This window comes from Rhodanobacter sp. FW106-PBR-R2A-1-15 (assembly GCF_058789735.1).
The window spans coordinates 22,506-38,717 of the sequence record NZ_JBYTEM010000015.1 but is presented as its reverse complement, the minus strand read 5'-3'; the positions used below and the strand labels follow the sequence as shown (position 1 = coordinate 38,717).

The window sequence follows — 16,212 nt, the reverse complement described above, 5'->3', positions numbered from 1 at the left end:
TACCGGGCATGAACACGGCTATCGGCGCAGCAGCGAAAAGCTTGACGCCCGCGTCACCTGCCTGAACGCCAGCCACCAGCACGATGCCGCGTTCACCGCCGGTTGCTTGGGCCGATTCGAGACTCGGGTTTCCGCAGGCAACCAGGTGTCCTCCATGGTCCACAAGCTCGCTCCACTGGCCCTCACCCTGGCGCTGGGAACATTGGCGCTGGGCATTTCCTCCGCTGCGGTGGCGCAGCAGGCGATGACCGAGCCGCAGGTACAAAGCCAGCTCACTGCGCAGGGCTATACCAAGGTGCACGACCTGAAGTTCAAGGACGGCATGTGGCACGCCGAAGCCAGGAGCGCGAACGGCAGCCGGGTCGACCTGCGCATCGACGCCAGCACCGGCCAGGTGTACCCGGACGAGCAGGTGTCGCGACTGAGCAAGGACGATGTCCGTGCCGCCCTGGAAACCCAGGGCTACACGCACGTGCACGACCTCGACGACGGCATGTGGAAGGCCAAGGCCAGGAACCCGGCCGGCAACCCCGTCAAGCTGAAGATCGACGCCACCAGCGGCAAGGTGGTCGGCACCTACTAGGCGGTCCGCCGCCGGCTGGACCCGCCCGCGGTCGCTCACTACCATCGGGGAATCCTCTCTCCCCCCGACAGGTGATTGCCCGTGAAGCGACTGCTCCTCTCTGCCCTGGTGATGGCGGCCTGCGCCACTGCGCAGGCCGCCGACACTCCCACTTTCAGCACCGAACGGCTGTCGGCCGAGGTGAAGACGCTGTCCTCCGATGCGTTCGAAGGCCGCGGCCCGGCCACGCCGGCCGAGGCCAAGACCATCGACTACGTGGTGGCGCAGATGCAGGCCGCCGGCTTGCAGCCCGGCGGCGACCTCAAGGACGGCAAGCGTGGCTGGACCCAGGCGGTGCCGCTGCGGCGCAGCCAGATCGTGGGCGCGCCGGCACTGAAGCTGGGCCTCGGCGGCAAGCAGGAAACGCTGACCCAGGGTGAACAGATCGCCGTGCGCGCGCCGATGGACGGCTCGACCACGGTGGCGATCGAGAACGCGCCGCTGGTGTTCGTGGGCTACGGCGTCAAGGCGCCGGAGCGCCACTGGGACGACTTCAAGGGCGTCGACCTGCACGGCAAGATCGTCGTGGTGCTGATCAACGACCCCGACTTCGAGACCGGCCACGGCGACTTCGGCGGCAAGGCCATGACCTATTACGGCCGCTGGACCTACAAGTACGAGGAAGCCGCGCGGCAGGGCGCGCTGGGCCTGCTGATCGTGCACGAAACCGCGCCGGCCTCGTACGGCTGGGCCACGGTGAAGAACTCCAACACCAACACGATGTTCGACATCGTGCGCGACAAGCCCGGCTCCGTGCATCCGCAACTGGAAGGCTGGATCCAGCGGGACCTGGCAGTGCGCATGTTCAAGCATGCCGGACTGGATTTCGATGCGCTGAAGAAGCAGGCCCAGACCCGCGCGTTCAAGCCGGTGACGCTGAAGGGCGAGAGCCTGTCGGCAAACTTCAAGGTCGATACCGGGGTGATCACTTCGCACAACATCGTAGGCATGGTCGAGGGCAGCAAACACCCGGACGAGACGGTGATCTACAGCGCGCACTGGGACCACCTCGGCGTCGGCGCGCCCGACGCGAAGGGCGACCGCATCTACAACGGCGCGGTGGACAACGCCACCGGCACCGCGGCGCTGATCGAGATCGGCCGTGCGTTCGCGCAGGGGCCGAAGCCCGAACGCTCGGTGGTGTTCCTCAACGTCACCGCCGAGGAGAAGGGCCTGCTCGGCTCCGAGTACTACGCCGCCAACCCGCTGTACCCGCTGGCCACCACGGTGGGCGTGCTCAACATGGACGCGCTCGACCCGCACGGCCCGGCGCGCAACTTCACCATCTCCGGCAGCGCCAAGCTCGGCCTGCTGGACGACCTGGTGGCCAAGGCAAAGCAGTACGGCATGAGCTACACCGCGGACCCGAAGCCGGAAGCCGGCTACTTCTTCCGCTCCGATCACTTCTCGTTCGCCAAGCGCGGCGTGCCGGCGGTGTCATTCGGCTCCGGCAACGACTGGGTCGACGGCGGCATCAAGGCCGGCAAGGCGGCGGCCGACGACTACACCGCCAAGCGCTACCACCAGCCTGGCGACGAATGGCAGGCCAGCTGGACATTCACCGGCATGGCGCGCGACCTGCAGCTGCTCTACGCCGTGGGCAGCCAGCTGGCGAATTCCGACCAGTGGCCGGACTGGAGCAAGGACTCCGAGTTCCGCGGCATCCGCGACACCAGCGCCGCCGAGCGCAAGTAACCCAAGCTGTGCTCCCTCCCCTGCGCAGCAGGAGAGGGTTGGGGTGGGGTCAGCTCTTGATCTTCCCCGCCAGCCTGAGCAACCCCCTCCCCACCTCCCCCTGCACGCAGGGGGAGGAGTCGAAACCTTGTTCCCTGCATCGCAAAGCGAGGAGCAAAGGCGATCAACGCCGGCCGTAAGCCCAGCGCAGGAACAGCGGCAACATCTGCTTCCATGACGCCTGGTTGTGCTGGCCGCCCGGCAACAGGAACAACGAGGCATCCGCCCTGCGCGACGGATGCCCCGCATAGTCCAGGTTGATCGAATAACCGAGCTGACTCAGGCCACGCGCGCGAAAGCCGTCGGCACCGCGATAGCCTCCCAGCAGATCCTGCACGTCGTCGATCGTGTCGTTGACGCCGTCGCCATCGCGGTCATCGCTCTCTTCCGTCGTGCCCACCGCGAACCACATCTTCAGGCCGGCGCGCCGGGGTCCGCGATCGACCATCGCTTGCGCCAGCCGCGTGTGCTGGATCGCGGTGGCGCTGCTGCGGTCCGCCGCCAGCCAGAACGAGGGCGAGAAGGCGCCGACCCGGCCGAACAGCTCCGGATATTGCCAGCCGAGGCCGAACGCGTTCAGCGCACCGAGCGACCAGCCCAGTATCGTGCGTCCGCGTGCGGCGCGGCGCGTGCGGTAGTGCGCGTCGACATAGGGCACCAGCACGGTGGCGACCCAGGCGGAATAGTCCCGCGCGCGCACGCCGATCGGGCCGATCCGCGAACCGCCGACGAGGCTGCGCGCGCTGGCGCGATCGAACAGGCCGTAGCCGCTGGCTCGGTCGTCGAGCATGCGGATCGCCACCACGATCACCGGCTCGATCGCCCGCTCGCGGTACAGCCGCGCCAATGTCGGCTGCAGCTCCACCGCGGGCATGTCCTGGCCGTCGTTCGCGTACAGCACCGGGTAGCGACGTGCCGTCGCCGGCGTGTAACCCGGCGGCAGGTAGACCGTCACCGCGATCTTCTGCGGCGCAAACGCCGGCGCGTCGAGTTGCAACTGCACCGGAGCGTCAGCGGCGACGCCCTGCGACGCGATCGTGCTGCCGCTGACGAGCGAGGCGCCGAACAGCAGCCACGGCAGGACGACGAGGCGAAGCATCATCACGCCATGCGGGCGAACCATGCACCGTAGCCGGGCAGCTGCAGGCGGCGGCCGTCGAGCCGGCCAGCCACCAGGCCATGGCCGTCCAGCGGCTGCGGCTCGCCGAGCTCTGCAGGCAGGTCGATCGCGACATCGGCGTCGGCCAGGTTGAACGCCACCAGCACGGTCTGCCCGTGCAGACGGCGGGTGAACGCCAGCACCGGCTCGGCAGTGTCGATGAAGGCGATATCGCCCCAGCGCAGCGCGGGCTGCGACTGGCGCCAGTGCACGAAGCGGCGGAAGCCGTTCAGCACCGAATGCGGGTCGGCCTGCTGCCGGCTCACCGCCAGCGCGTGATGTTCCGCCGGCACCGGCAGCCACGGCATGCCGCCGCTGAAACCGGCCTGCGCGTCGGCGTCGCTCCACGGCATCGGCGTGCGGCAACCGTCGCGGCCCTTGAACTGCGGCCAGAACGCAATGCCGTACGGGTCCTGCAGCGCCTCGTACGGCAGCTCGGCTTCGGTCAGGCCCAGCTCCTCGCCCTGGTAGACGCACACCGAACCGCGCAGCGAACACAGCATCGCGGTGAGCAGGTTGGCCAGCTGCCGCGAAGGCTGGCCGCCGCCCCAGCGCGTCAGCACGCGCTCGACGTCGTGGTTGGAAATCGCCCAGCACGGCCAGCCGTCGGTCATCTGCGCTTCCAGCGCCTGCACCGTGCTGCGGATGTACGCGGCGCTGAAGTCGTCGGTGAGCAGCTCGAAGCTGTAGCCCATGTGCAGGCGGCCAGGGCGGGTGTACTCGGCCATCGTCGCCAGCGAATCCTCCGAGGAGATCTCGCCCAGCGTGGCCGCCCCCGGGTAACGATCCATCAGCGCGCGCAGCTCGCCCAGGAACGCGAGGTTCTCCGGCCGCGTGTTGTTGTAGTAGTGGTACTGGAACGCGTACGGGTTGTCCGGGCTGAAGCCGCGGCCCACGCGCTTGTCCTTCGGCTTGGGCGGGTTGTCGCGCAGCAACGCGTCGTGAAAGCAGAAGTTGATCGCGTCCAGGCGGAAGCCGTCCACGCCCTTGTCCAGCCAGAAGCGCACGCTGTCGAGGATCGCCGCGCGCACATCCGGGTGGTAGAAGTTCAGGTCCGGCTGCGAGGTCAGGAAGTTGTGCAGGTAGTACTGGCCGCGGCGCGGCTCCCACTGCCAGGCGCTGCCGCCGAACAGCGACAGCCAGTTGTTCGGCGGGCCGCCATCCTCGCGCGCATCGGCCCACACGTACCAGTCGGCCTTCGCATTGTCGCGGCTCTGCCGGCTTTCGCGGAACCACGCGTGCTCGACCGAGGTGTGGCTGAGCACCTGGTCGATCATCACCTTCAGGCCCAGCGCGTGCGCCTTCGCCAGCAGCGCGTCGAAATCCGCCAGCGTGCCGAACAGCGGATCGACATCGCGGTAGTCGGCGATGTCGTAGCCGAAATCGGCCATCGGCGAGCGGAAGAACGGCGCGATCCAGATCGCGTCCACGCCGAGGCCCGCCACGTAGTCGAGCCGTTCGATGATGCCCGGCAGGTCGCCCACGCCGTCACCGTCGGTGTCCAGGAAACTGCGCGGATAGATCTGGTAGATGACGGCTCCGCGCCACCAGGGTGCATCACTCATCTGAACGTGTCCCCCGCATGAGATGGGCACGTCCGCGTGCCCGTCATTGAATGGCGATCAGCTTAGCCGCGGCTCCGTTGCAACCAGCACGGGTGTGCATACGTATTCATTCGTGCTGCAGCTGCGGCATGCAACGCAGGACGGGCATGCGGCCGCTGCTTCCATGCCACATGCAAAGTCAAGCTGCATTGCGGCCCGCACCATGCCGGCCCGGTGCGGGAGCACGCGCTGCCGCAGCGCAGCAAGCGCGATACAGCGCCCGCCATGAATACGTATGCAGGAAATGCTTCGCTGCGGAAATGCCGGCCTACCATGCAAACACGCCGCCGAAAACCTCGGCAGCGCACCTGCCGACGGTTGTCGCCGACGGAAGCGCGGGGAAAACCAATAACCGAGATCGACGGCGACACACCATTCGTGGGAGGGGATTTACATGGTTCTGAAACACAACATGCTGGCGATGGCGATTGCATCGGTGTGCCTTGGCATGTACGCCACGGCCTATGCCGCCACCGCACCCGCGGCCGGCCCGCAGCAGAGCACGCAGGATCAGGCGCCGACGACGTCGCCCGAGCAGACCAAGAAGGACGACAAGGACGCCGACGGCAAGCACAAGGCGCAGAAGATGCAGGCCGTGGAGGTGAACGGCTTCATCAGCAGCATCGAGAACTCCACCGCGCTCAAGCGCAACTCCAGCACCATCGTCGAGGCGGTGTCGGCCGAGCAGGTCGGCAAGCTGCCCGGCGTGTCCATCGCCGACACGCTCGGCCGCCTGCCCGGCCTCGCCGTGCAGACGGTGAGCGGCCGTCCGCAGGTGCTGACCATCCACGGCATGGGCCCGGATTTCTCCACCGCGCTGATCAATGGCGGTCAGCAGGTCTCCACCTCGAACAACCGCGACGTGCAGTTCGACCAGTACCCGTCGAGCTGGTTCGACAACGTGGTGGTGCACCTGTCGCCCTCCGCCAACCTGATCGGCCAGGGCCTGACCGGCACGGTCGACATGCACACCATCCGTCCGCTGGAGAAGAGCGGCCCCGAGGCGGCGCTGAACGCCCACTACATCTGGAACGACATGTCCCAGCTGTCGAACGGCCCTGGCGTCAGTGACAAGGGCTACAACGTCAATGGCGTGTGGGTGCACCAGTTCGCCGACCACACCCTGGGCGTCACCCTGGGCGTGGACCTAGAGAACAACCCCTCGCAGATCCAGCACCAGCAGCCATGGGGCTATCCGAACGACAACAACGGCAACGCGGTGATCGGCGGCGCGAAGAACTTCGGCATCTCCGACTCGATGAAGCGCCGTGGCGTGCTGGCCACCGTGCAGTGGAAGCCGACCGAGTGGTACACCGGCACCATTGACATGACCTACGACAACTTCAAGGAAGTGCAGCAGGCCAAGGGCATGGAGTTCCCGCTGTGGTGGAGCTCAGCGAAGCTGCTGCCCGGCAGCACGGTGCAGAACGGCATGGACGTCGCCGGCACCTACGGCAACGTCAAGCCGGTCATCCGCAACGACTACAACGCCACCAGCGCCCGGGTCTACAACTTCAACTGGGACAACAAGTTCACCATCAACGAGAACTGGACGGCCGACCTCGACGCGAACTACTCGCGCGCCACCCGCCGCGACGTCAACCTCGAGAGCTACTCCGGCACCGGCTACGGCTCGACCGGCGCCACCGACACGCTCGGCTTCGTCGAGCGCAGCAACGGTCTGCTCTACCTCAACCCGTCGCTGAACTACACCAACGGCGTGGTGCTGACCGACCCGCAGGGCTGGGGCGGCGGCAACGACGTGGTGCAGGCCGGCTTCATCAACGCGCCGCACACCGTGGACTACCTCGCCAACCTGCGCCTGTCGGTGGAACGCAGCTTCACCAGCGGTCCGTTCTCCAGCATGGAGTTCGGCGTGGCGTACAGCAAGCGCAGCAAGACCTACCACATCGACCAGGACTTCCTGACCCTGGGCGGCGGCACCATCAGCGGCGGCAACGCGGTGAAGACCGCGCCGTTCACCGGCAGCAGCTGCGACCCGCTGTCGTGGATGGGCGTGAGCTCGCAGCTCTGCTACAACCCGTTCGAGCTGATCGGCAACGGCACGCTGCAGCAGGTGCCGACCTTCGGCTCGTCGCTGTCGCTGCCGCCGAACTGGAAGGTGCGCGAGAAGACCCTCACGCCGTACCTGCAGATGAACCTGGATACCTACCTGGGCGGTGTCAGCCTGCGCGGCAACTTCGGCATCCAGGCGCAGCGCACCTCGCAGCGCGGCGTGGGCGAGCGCGTGGCGCCCGGCAGCTCGGTCACCGGCGGACAGACTCAGCTGATCCCGGTCACCGCCAGCACCACCTACACCCGCTACCTGCCCAGCGCGAACCTGATCTTCGGCTTCACCGACAACGACGACCTGCGCGTCAGCGCCGCCCGCACCCTGGCCCGCCCGCGCATGGACCAGATGAACGCCAGTCTCGGCGTGAGCGGCAACATCACGCACCTGCCGAACACCGACCCGAACCAGGCCTACTTCAGCGCCTCGGGTGGCAACCCGAAGCTGACGCCGACCATGGCCGACAATTACAACGTCAGCTACGAGCACTACTTCTCGGGCGGCAACGGCTACGAGTGCAACTCCAACGACGCGAAGAACTCCGACCTGTGCCGCAGCGGCGCCGGCTACTTCGCGCTATCGGGCTACTTCATCAAGCTGCATGACTACATCAACCCGAACGCGGCCTACCTGTACGACTTCAGCGCCTTCCTGCCGTTCGGCCTGACGCCGGTGCAGCAGGCCCAGCTGGGTACCACCAAGGGCATCGTTTCCGGCCCCACCAACGACGGCCGCGGCTACGTGAAGGGCGCCCAGGTCACGTTGAACACGCCGTTCAACCTGGTGACCCCGGTGCTCGACGGCTTCGGCATGATCCTCACCGGCAACCGCACCAAGAGCTCGCTGGTGTACGCCGGCAACTCCGATCCGATCACCGTGCCGGGCCTGTCGAAGTGGGTGGCCAACGCCACGTTGTACTACCAGCACAACGGCTTCGAGGCGCGCATCAGCGACAGCTACCGTTCCAGCTTCCTGGGCGAGGTGTCGGGCATCAGTGCTTCCCGCATCATGCAGACCGTCAAGGGCGGCAGCACCTACGACGCCCAGCTCAGCTACAGCTTCGACAGCGGCAGCCTGAAGGGCCTGACCTTCATCGTGCAGGGCTCCAACCTGTCCAACAAGCGCTTCATCACGTACCAGAACAACGATCCCCGCCAGGTGCTGACGTGGGAGCGTTACGGCCGCCGCTACGATATCGGCGTCTCGTACAAGTTCCAGTAAGCCGTATCGGCATTACCTCCCCAAGCTGCCCCGCTGTGTGTTGTCCGGCGGGGCTTTTTTTTACGATCATGCAGACAGGGTGCCGAGGAGCCATGACATGAACGATCCCCGTATCCGCCGCCTCGTGATCGTCGGCGGCGGTACCGCCGGCTGGCTGGCGGCGGCGCTGCTGGCGCAGGCGCTCGGCCCGCAGGTGCAGATCCGGCTGGTCGAATCGGCCGAGATCGGCACCGTCGGCGTGGGTGAGGCCACCATCCCGCAGATCCGCCACATCAACCGCTTCCTCGGCATCGACGAGGACGCGATGCTGCGCTTCGCCCACGGCACCTACAAGCTGGGCGTACAGCTCAACGGCTTCACCCGCCTGGGCGATTCCTACCTGCACGCGTTCGGCGACCTCGGCCTGCCGCTGGGGCTGACGCCATTCCACCATTACTGGCTGCGCGCCGTGCAGGAACGCGGCGGCACTGACACGCCGGACCTGTGGGCGTACTCGCTCAACGCCGCGGCCGCCGCCGAGAATCGCTTCGCGCCGCTGGAGAAAATTCCCGACAGCCCGCTCGGCGGCATCCGCTACGCCTACCACTTCGACGCCTCGCGCTACGCGCAATACCTGCGCGAACGCATCGCGCCCGGCGCCGTGCAGCGCACCGAGGGCAAGGTGGTGGACGTGCGCCTGCGCGAGGGTGACGGCTTCATCGAATCGCTGCAGCTGGACAGCGGCGAGCTCGTCGAGGGCGACTTCTTCATCGACTGCTCCGGCTTCCGCGGCCTGCTGATCGAGGGTGCGCTGAACACCGGCTACGAGAACTGGCAGCAGTGGCTGCCCTGCGACCGCGCGCTGGCGGTGGGCAGTGCACCGGGTGGCCCGATGCGCCCGTACACCCAGGCCAGCGCGCGCACGGCCGGCTGGCAGTGGCGCATCCCGCTGCGCCACCGCACCGGCAACGGCCACGTGTACTGCAGCCGCTTCATCAGCGACGACGAGGCCGCCGCCCAGCTGCTGGCGAACCTGGAAACCGAGCCGCTGGGCGATCCGCGCCCGCTGCGCTTCGTCACCGGCATGCGCAAGCTGGCGTGGAACCGCAACTGCCTTGCGCTGGGCCTGGCCGCCGGCTTCATGGAGCCGCTGGAATCGACCAGCATCCACCTGGTGCAGTCCGGCGTCAGCCGCCTGCTGGCGATGTTCCCCGACCGCCGCTGCGACAGCGCACTGGTGGACGAATACAACCGCCAGACCCGCTTCGAGTACGAGCACGTGCGCGACTTCCTGATCCTGCACTACAAGGCCACCGAGCGCACCGATACGCCGTTCTGGCAGCAGTGCGGCGCGATGGAGATCCCGCCCTCGCTGGCGCGGCGGATCGAGCTGTTCCGCCGCATCGGCATGGTGTTCCGCGAAGGCGAGGAGCTGTTCGCCGAGACCGGCTGGGTGCAGGTGCTGCTGGGCCAGCGCATCGTGCCGCAGCGCCACCACCCGCTGGCCGACGCGCTGACCGACGCGCAGCTGGACGGTTTCCTCGCCGACATCCGCACCTTGATCGGTCGCGCGAAGAACACGCTGCCGCTGCACCACGAGTTCGTGGCGCGCGCCGGCGGCGCCACGGACGTTGCGCAGCGCACCGCGGTGGCCGCGCCATGATCCGCCGACTCGTGGCATCCATGCTGCTGGCCCTGTCCGCACTCGCGTCGGGCGGGTTCGCCCCGGCGCTGTCCGCCCCCGCCGCGCCGGTCGCGTCGGCCCCTTCCGGCGTGTGGTACGAGATCTTCGTGCGCAGCTGGTACGACACCAACGGCGACGGCATCGGTGACTTGAACGGCGTCACCGCCAAGCTCGACTATCTGCAGTCGCTCGGCGTCAGCGGCATCTGGCTGATGCCGATCAACCCCTCGCCCACCTATCACGGCTACGACATCACCGACTACTACGCGATCAACCCGCAGTACGGCAGCATGGCCGACTTCGAGCGCCTGCTGCGCGAGGCGCACAAGCGTGACATCAAGGTGATCATCGACCTGGTGATCAACCACACCAGCGACCAGCACCCGTGGTTCGTCGCCGCGCGCGATCCCACCGATCCGCATCACGACTGGTACAGCTGGGCCGGCCCGCACACCGACCTGCACGCCGAAGACGCCGCCGGCGCGCAGGCCTGGCATGCGCTCGGCAAGGCGTATTACCTGGGCGACTTCTCCCGCGAAATGCCCGACCTCGACTACGACACGCCGGCGGTGCGGCAGGAGATGGTCAAGCTCGGCCAGTACTGGCTGAAGAAGGGCGTGGACGGCTTCCGCCTCGACGCCGCGCAGCACATCTACTACGACTTCAAGGCGGACCTCCACAACCCGCTCACGCTGCAGAAGAACCTCGCCTGGTGGTCCGAATTCCGCCAGGGCCTAGATGTCGTCAACCCCGGCGCTTACGTGGTCGGCGAGGTGACCCGCGACTCCGCCGACGAACTGGCGCCGTACTTCAAGCCGCTCGACGCGGTGTTCGACTTCCCGCTGGCGGTGCAGCTGATCGATAGCGCGCGCAGCGAACGCGCCGGCGATCTCGGCGCGCTGCTCGCGCATGCCGACGCCGCCTACCGCAAGGTCACCGGCAAGTCCGGCGTGGACGCGCCGTTCCTGTCCAACCACGACCAGGAGCGGGTGATGAGCCAGCTGGGCGACAACCCGCAGCACATGCGCATGGCCGCCGCGATGCTGCTCACCCTGCCCGGCCAGCCGTTCGTCTACTACGGCGAGGAGCTGGGCATGCGCGGCAGGAAACCCGACCCGGACCTGCGCGAGCCGATGCGCTGGAACCGCGTGCCGGACGCGCCGGGCGAAACCACCTGGAAAACCTTCACCACGCACGACGGCCCAGCGGTATCGGTCGAGGCGCAGCAGGCCGACGCGGATTCGCTGCTGCACTACTACACCACGCTGATCCACTGGCGCAGCGAACTGCCCGTGCTGCGCGACGGCGCGCTCCAGCCATGGAACACCGGCAACCCACACGTCGCCGCCTGGCGGCTCGACGACGCGCACGGCCGTGCGCTGGTGGTGCACAACCTGTCCGGCCAGGCGCAGTCGCTGGCGCTGGACGGGCAGCCGTTCCGCAGCGTGCGGCTGCGCAGCGCACCTGGCACCAGTTTGCAGCACGAGCGCCTGGAGCTGCCGGCGTACACCACCGCGATCCTGCAGTGACCACGGAGTCCGATGCGATGAGCAAACCCGTTTCCCCACGCCGACACCGCCTCGCCTGGCTGTGCCTTGGCCTCGCCCTGGCCCCGCTCGGCGCCGGCATTGCCCAGGCGCTGCCGTCCCCCGCAACGACTTCACCGGCACCGCTCATGGACACGATCGTCAAGCACGGCATCAGCATCGACACCCGGGGCGGCCAGCTGGTCGTGCGCTTCGTCGCGCCCGGCATCGTGCACGTGCAGCGCCCGCACGCCGCCGCGACGCCCGCGCTGGTGCTCGACCCCGCCGCCAGCCTGCCCGCCTTCGATGCCCGGCGCAGCGACGACGACGCGAACGGGCCGATGCTCGCCAGCGAGCGCGGCTCGGTACGCTGGGACCGGCAGCACCACCAGTTGCGGATCAGCGATGCGCAGCAGCAGCCACTGCTGCAGATCGAGCTCGACCCCGCGCCACCGAGCACGCTGAGCCTGCGCCACGACCCGCGCGACGCGCTGTACGGCATCGGCGGCTACAACGCCACCGAGGATGCCTCGGCCGGCATGCTGCGCAGCGGCACGCAGGTGGCCATGTCCGGCGAGCAGGGCCACGCCGGCGCGCCATTCGTATGGAGCAGCGCCGGCTACGGCGTGCTGCTGGACAGCGACGGCGCCACCTTCACCCTGGCGCCGGGCGCCATCAGCGCCGTCGACGCGGCGCGCCGGCAGGCCGACTACTACATCCTGCTCGGCACGCCCGCGCAGATCTTCGCCGAACTGGCGCAGCTCAGCGGCCGCACCCCGCTGTTCCCGAAATGGGCGATGGGCTTCACCAACAGCCAGTGGGGCATCGACCAGCAGGAACTGCTGCAGATTGTCGACACCTACCGCGCCAAGCACATTCCTATCGACAACGTCACGCTGGACTTCGACTGGAAGGCGTGGGGCGAGGACGATTACGGCGAGTTCCGCTGGAACCCGGCCAAGTTCCCCGACGGCCCCAACGGCGAATTGAAAAAGCAGATGGACGCCCGCGGCATTCGCCTGACCGGCATCATGAAGCCGCGCATCCACCTCGACACGGTGGAGGGGCGCTACGTCAGCGCGCACGGTTTCTGGGTGCCCGACGAGAAGGTCAGCGACGATTACTTCTCGCACAAGCCAGTGAAGGACATCAACTTCGACCTGGCCGCCGCGCGCCGCTGGTTCGGCGAACTGGCGATCAAGTACGGCTACGACCACGGCATCGTCGGCTGGTGGAACGACGAGGCGGACACCGTCGGCAGCGACACCGAATTCCTGAACATGCAGCGCGCGCTGTACGACAGCCAGCGCGCCGTCTCCAACCAGCGCGTGTGGTCGATCAACCGCAACTTCTGGCTGGGTTCGCAGCGCTACGCCTACGGCCTGTGGTCGGGCGACATCGACACCGGCTTCGCCAGCATGGCCGCCCAGCGCGCGCGCATGCTCAGCGCGATCAACGTGGGCGCGATGCAGTGGGGCATGGACGGCGGCGGCTTCCGCAATGGCACGCCGACGCCGGAGAACTACGCGCGCTGGGTGCAGTTCGGCGCGTTCACGCCGATCTTCCGCGTGCACGGCGAGCTCGGCCAGAAGCGCCAGCCGTGGGTGTACGGCCCGGTCGCCGAGCAGGCCGCCACCGCAGCGATCCGTCTGCGCTACGCGCTGATCCCGTACATCTACAGCTACGAGCACGCGCGCCGCGCCGACGGCGTGGGCCTGGTGCGGCCGCTGCTGTTCGACTGGCCCAACGACCCGAACCTGCGCAACGACGTCGACAGCTGGCTGTTCGGCGACTGGCTGCTGGCCTCGCCGGTGGTTAAGCAGGGCCAGCGTGCGAAGGACATCTACCTGCCCACCGGGCGCTGGATCGACTGGTTCAGCGGCAAGCGCTACGACGGCGGCCGCCGCATCCGTCTGGCGATCGACAGCGAGCACTGGAGCGACATCCCGCTGTTCGTGCGCGAGGGCGCGATCATCCCCACTCGCGCCGATCCGGTGGACTACGTGGGCGAACGGCCGCTGACCCAGCTCGACGTCGACGTGTTCCCCGCCGCACAGCACAGCACGTTCGACTACTACGACGATGACGGCGTCAGCTACGACTACGGACACGACGCGTACTTCCTGCAGCCGCTGTCGGTGCAGCGCCGCGGCGACACGGTACAGCTGGAACTCGGCGCCGCCAGCGGCAGCTTCAAGCCGGCGCTGCGCTTCTACCTGCTGAAGGTCCACGGCGGCGCGGCCACCGGCGTCAGCGGCAAGCTGAAAGCCTTCGCCAGCCTGGACGCGCTGCAACAGGCCGACGGCGAAGGCTGGGCCAGCGGCCACGACCGCTACGGCGAGGTCACCTGGGTGCGCGTCGCCGCCGCGCGCGCCACGGCGCTCACCCTCGACCTGAAACCCTGACTGTAGGAGCGCACCCTGTGCGCGATGCTCTGATGTCGAACGGAGCCAAGAGCATCGCGCACAAGGCGCGCTCCTACAAGGAAACAGCCGTCTCATCCGAAAGCTTTTCGTTCCATCCACCTGCGGAGGGAAGTTCGATGGGCAATCAAGGCAAGGCACGGCACGGTTCCAGATCCACCCTGGCATGCACGCTCGCCGCGGCGTTGGCGCTTTACGCATTACCGGCCATGCACGACCGCGCGCTGGCCGCCAGCAACGACAACAACGTCGAATGGAGCGGCCTGTTCCACGACCAGGGCCCGCTCTACGACAGCTATGCCGAACCGACCGCCACGCAGGCGGTCACGCTGACCTTGCGCACCTTCAAGGGCGACATCACCAGCGCCAACATCAAGTACTACGACAGCGCCGACGGCCTGTTCCACTGGGTAGCGATGAGCTGGTCGGCCAACGACGCCACCGGCAATTTCGACTTCTGGAAAGGCACCATCCCGGCCAGCGCCTCGAAAAAGTACTACCGCTTCCAGATCAACGACGGCACCGCGACGGCGTGGCTCAACGCGGCGGGCACCACTTCCGCCGAGCCGTCCTCCGGCGACTTCTTCATCCTGCCCGGCTTCACCACCCCGGCGTGGATGAAGAACGGCGTGATGTACCAGATCTTCCCGGACCGCTTCTACAACGGCAACACCGCCAACGACGTTGCCAACGGCCAGTACACCTACGCCGGCTGCGCCACCGAGAAGCACGCCTGGGGTTCGAGCGTGGTGTCCAACGTCGGCGGCTGCAACAGCGCCGTGTTCTTCGGCGGCGACCTGGCCGGCATCGACCAGAAGCTCGGCTACATCAAGAACACCGTCGGCGCCGACATCATCTACCTCAACCCGATCTTCCTCTCGCCGACCAACCACAAGTACGACACCGAGGACTACACCCAGGTCGACCCGGCGTTCGGCAGCAACACACTGCTGCAGACGCTGGCCGCCGACATCCACGGCACCGCCAACGGACCGAAGGGCTACCTGATCCTCGACGGCGTGTTCAACCACACCGGCGACACCCACGCCTGGTTCGACCGCTACCACTGGTGGACCACGAACGGCGCCTACGAGTCGCAGTCCAGCCCGTGGTACGGCTACTACACGTTCCAGACCTGGCCCAACACGTACTCCGCCTTCTTCGGCATCTCCAGCATGCCCAAGCTCGACTACGGCGCCAGCGGCTCGGCCGTGCGCAACGCGATCTACGGCAGCAGCACTTCCGTGGTGCAGACCTGGCTGAAGGCTCCTTACGCCATCGACGGCTGGCGCCTCGACGCGGCGCAGTACTTCGATGCGGGAGGCAACAACGGCAGCGACGCGACCAACCACCAGATCACGGCCGAGCTGCGCAACGCGGTGAAGTCGGTCAACCCCAACGCGGAGATCCTCGGCGAGTTCTGGGGCAATGCGAGCCCGTGGACCGCCGGCGGCGACCAGTGGGACAGCGCGATGAACTACGACGGCTTCATGCAGCCCGTCTCCGAGTGGATCACCGGCCAGGACTACAACGGCAACGTCGCCTCGATCCCGACCAGCCAGTTCGACAGCTGGCTGCACGGCACCCGCGCGAACTACCCGACCAACGTGCAGCAGACCATGAGCAACGCGCTCGGCAGCCACGACGTCACGCGCTTCGGCAACCGCGCCGGCGGCGACATCTGGAAGACCTACCTGGCACTGTTCTTCCAGATGACCTACGTGGGCACGCCGACGATCTACTACGGCGACGAGTACGGCATGCAGGGCGGCGCCGACCCGGACAATCGCCGCACCTTCGACTGGACCGTCGGCACCTCGACCAACAGCGCGGTGGCACTGACCAACAAACTGATCACGATCCGCAACACCTACCCCGCGCTGCGCACCGGCTCGTTCATGACGCTGCTGACCGACGACACCAACAAGCTGTATGCCTTCGGCCGCTTCGACGCCACCAACCGCATCGCGGTGGCGCTCAACAACGATTCGGTGACGCATACGGTGACGGTGCCGGTGTGGCAGCTGAGCATGACCAACGGCAGCACGGTCACCGAGCTGATTTCCGGCACGCGTTACACCGTGCAGAACGGCCAGGTCAGCGTGGCGGTGAACGGCCACTACGGGGCGATCCTGGCGCAGTGAATCCGGCCCATGGCGGCGGCGTGGCAGATTTGCCGCGCCGCCGCT

General features: G+C 67.5%; 9 protein-coding genes. 7 read left to right on the top strand and 2 right to left on the bottom strand.

Features of this window, described 5'->3' with window-relative positions; translation table 11 throughout:
• Positions 1-154: 154 nt before the first annotated feature.
• Together AC3WTD_RS09585 and AC3WTD_RS09580 are read left to right on the top strand one after the other, a co-directional pair.
• Complete coding sequence (locus AC3WTD_RS09585) at positions 155-583, top strand: PepSY domain-containing protein (protein ID WP_492613648.1); 429 nt, start codon at positions 155-157, stop codon at positions 581-583.
• Between the two features lie 111 nt (positions 584-694).
• Positions 695-2,317: a M28 family metallopeptidase gene (locus AC3WTD_RS09580; protein WP_492613675.1), complete on the top strand. Its 1,623-nt coding sequence runs from the start codon at positions 695-697 to the stop codon at positions 2,315-2,317.
• Between the two features lie 163 nt (positions 2,318-2,480).
• On the opposite strand, the gene AC3WTD_RS09575 is transcribed toward AC3WTD_RS09580, so the two are convergent.
• Complete coding sequence (locus AC3WTD_RS09575; protein ID WP_037089586.1) at positions 2,481-3,458, bottom strand: alpha/beta hydrolase; 978 nt, start codon at positions 3,456-3,458, stop codon at positions 2,481-2,483.
• Complete coding sequence (locus AC3WTD_RS09570; RefSeq protein ID WP_027492571.1) at positions 3,458-5,080, bottom strand: alpha-glucosidase family protein; 1,623 nt, start codon at positions 5,078-5,080, stop codon at positions 3,458-3,460. The genes AC3WTD_RS09575 and AC3WTD_RS09570 overlap by 1 nt, the downstream gene beginning before the upstream one ends.
• 433 nt (positions 5,081-5,513) lie before the next feature.
• Here AC3WTD_RS09570 and AC3WTD_RS09565 point away from each other — a divergent pair, with 433 nt between their 5' ends.
• From AC3WTD_RS09565 to AC3WTD_RS09545, 5 genes are all read left to right on the top strand, one after another.
• Entirely contained in the window at positions 5,514-8,411 is a 2,898-nt protein-coding gene (locus AC3WTD_RS09565; RefSeq protein ID WP_492613647.1) for a TonB-dependent receptor, read from the top strand.
• Between the two features lie 97 nt (positions 8,412-8,508).
• A complete protein-coding gene (locus AC3WTD_RS09560; RefSeq protein ID WP_492613646.1) occupies positions 8,509-10,053 on the top strand; it encodes a tryptophan halogenase family protein in 1,545 nt (514 codons plus the stop codon).
• A complete protein-coding gene (locus AC3WTD_RS09555) occupies positions 10,050-11,603 on the top strand; it encodes an alpha-amylase family glycosyl hydrolase (RefSeq protein WP_492613645.1) in 1,554 nt (517 codons plus the stop codon). Before AC3WTD_RS09560 ends, AC3WTD_RS09555 begins: the two co-directional genes overlap by 4 nt.
• Positions 11,604-11,620: 17 nt before the next feature.
• Positions 11,621-14,005 (top strand): glycoside hydrolase family 31 protein, encoded by a 2,385-nt coding sequence (locus tag AC3WTD_RS09550; RefSeq protein ID WP_492613644.1) that lies wholly within the window; start codon positions 11,621-11,623, stop codon positions 14,003-14,005.
• A 137-nt stretch (positions 14,006-14,142) separates the two neighbouring features.
• Positions 14,143-16,167: a glycoside hydrolase family 13 protein gene (locus AC3WTD_RS09545; protein ID WP_492613643.1), complete on the top strand. Its 2,025-nt coding sequence runs from the start codon at positions 14,143-14,145 to the stop codon at positions 16,165-16,167.
• The last annotated feature ends 45 nt before the right edge of the window (positions 16,168-16,212 follow it).

Excerpts from the sequence above, each read along its gene's own strand:
- AC3WTD_RS09585 (WP_492613648.1), top strand. The coding sequence starts at position 155 with ATGGTCCACAAGCTCGCTCCACTGGCCCTCACCCTGGCGCTGGGAACA.
- AC3WTD_RS09580 (WP_492613675.1), top strand. The coding sequence starts at position 695 with ATGGCGGCCTGCGCCACTGCGCAGGCCGCCGACACTCCCACTTTCAGC.
- AC3WTD_RS09575 (WP_037089586.1), bottom strand. The coding sequence starts at position 3,458 with ATGATGCTTCGCCTCGTCGTCCTGCCGTGGCTGCTGTTCGGCGCCTCG.
- AC3WTD_RS09570 (WP_027492571.1), bottom strand. The coding sequence starts at position 5,080 with ATGAGTGATGCACCCTGGTGGCGCGGAGCCGTCATCTACCAGATCTAT.
- AC3WTD_RS09565 (WP_492613647.1), top strand. The coding sequence starts at position 5,514 with ATGGTTCTGAAACACAACATGCTGGCGATGGCGATTGCATCGGTGTGC.
- AC3WTD_RS09560 (WP_492613646.1), top strand. The coding sequence starts at position 8,509 with ATGAACGATCCCCGTATCCGCCGCCTCGTGATCGTCGGCGGCGGTACC.
- AC3WTD_RS09555 (WP_492613645.1), top strand. The coding sequence starts at position 10,050 with ATGATCCGCCGACTCGTGGCATCCATGCTGCTGGCCCTGTCCGCACTC.
- AC3WTD_RS09550 (WP_492613644.1), top strand. The coding sequence starts at position 11,621 with ATGAGCAAACCCGTTTCCCCACGCCGACACCGCCTCGCCTGGCTGTGC.
- AC3WTD_RS09545 (WP_492613643.1), top strand. The coding sequence starts at position 14,143 with ATGGGCAATCAAGGCAAGGCACGGCACGGTTCCAGATCCACCCTGGCA.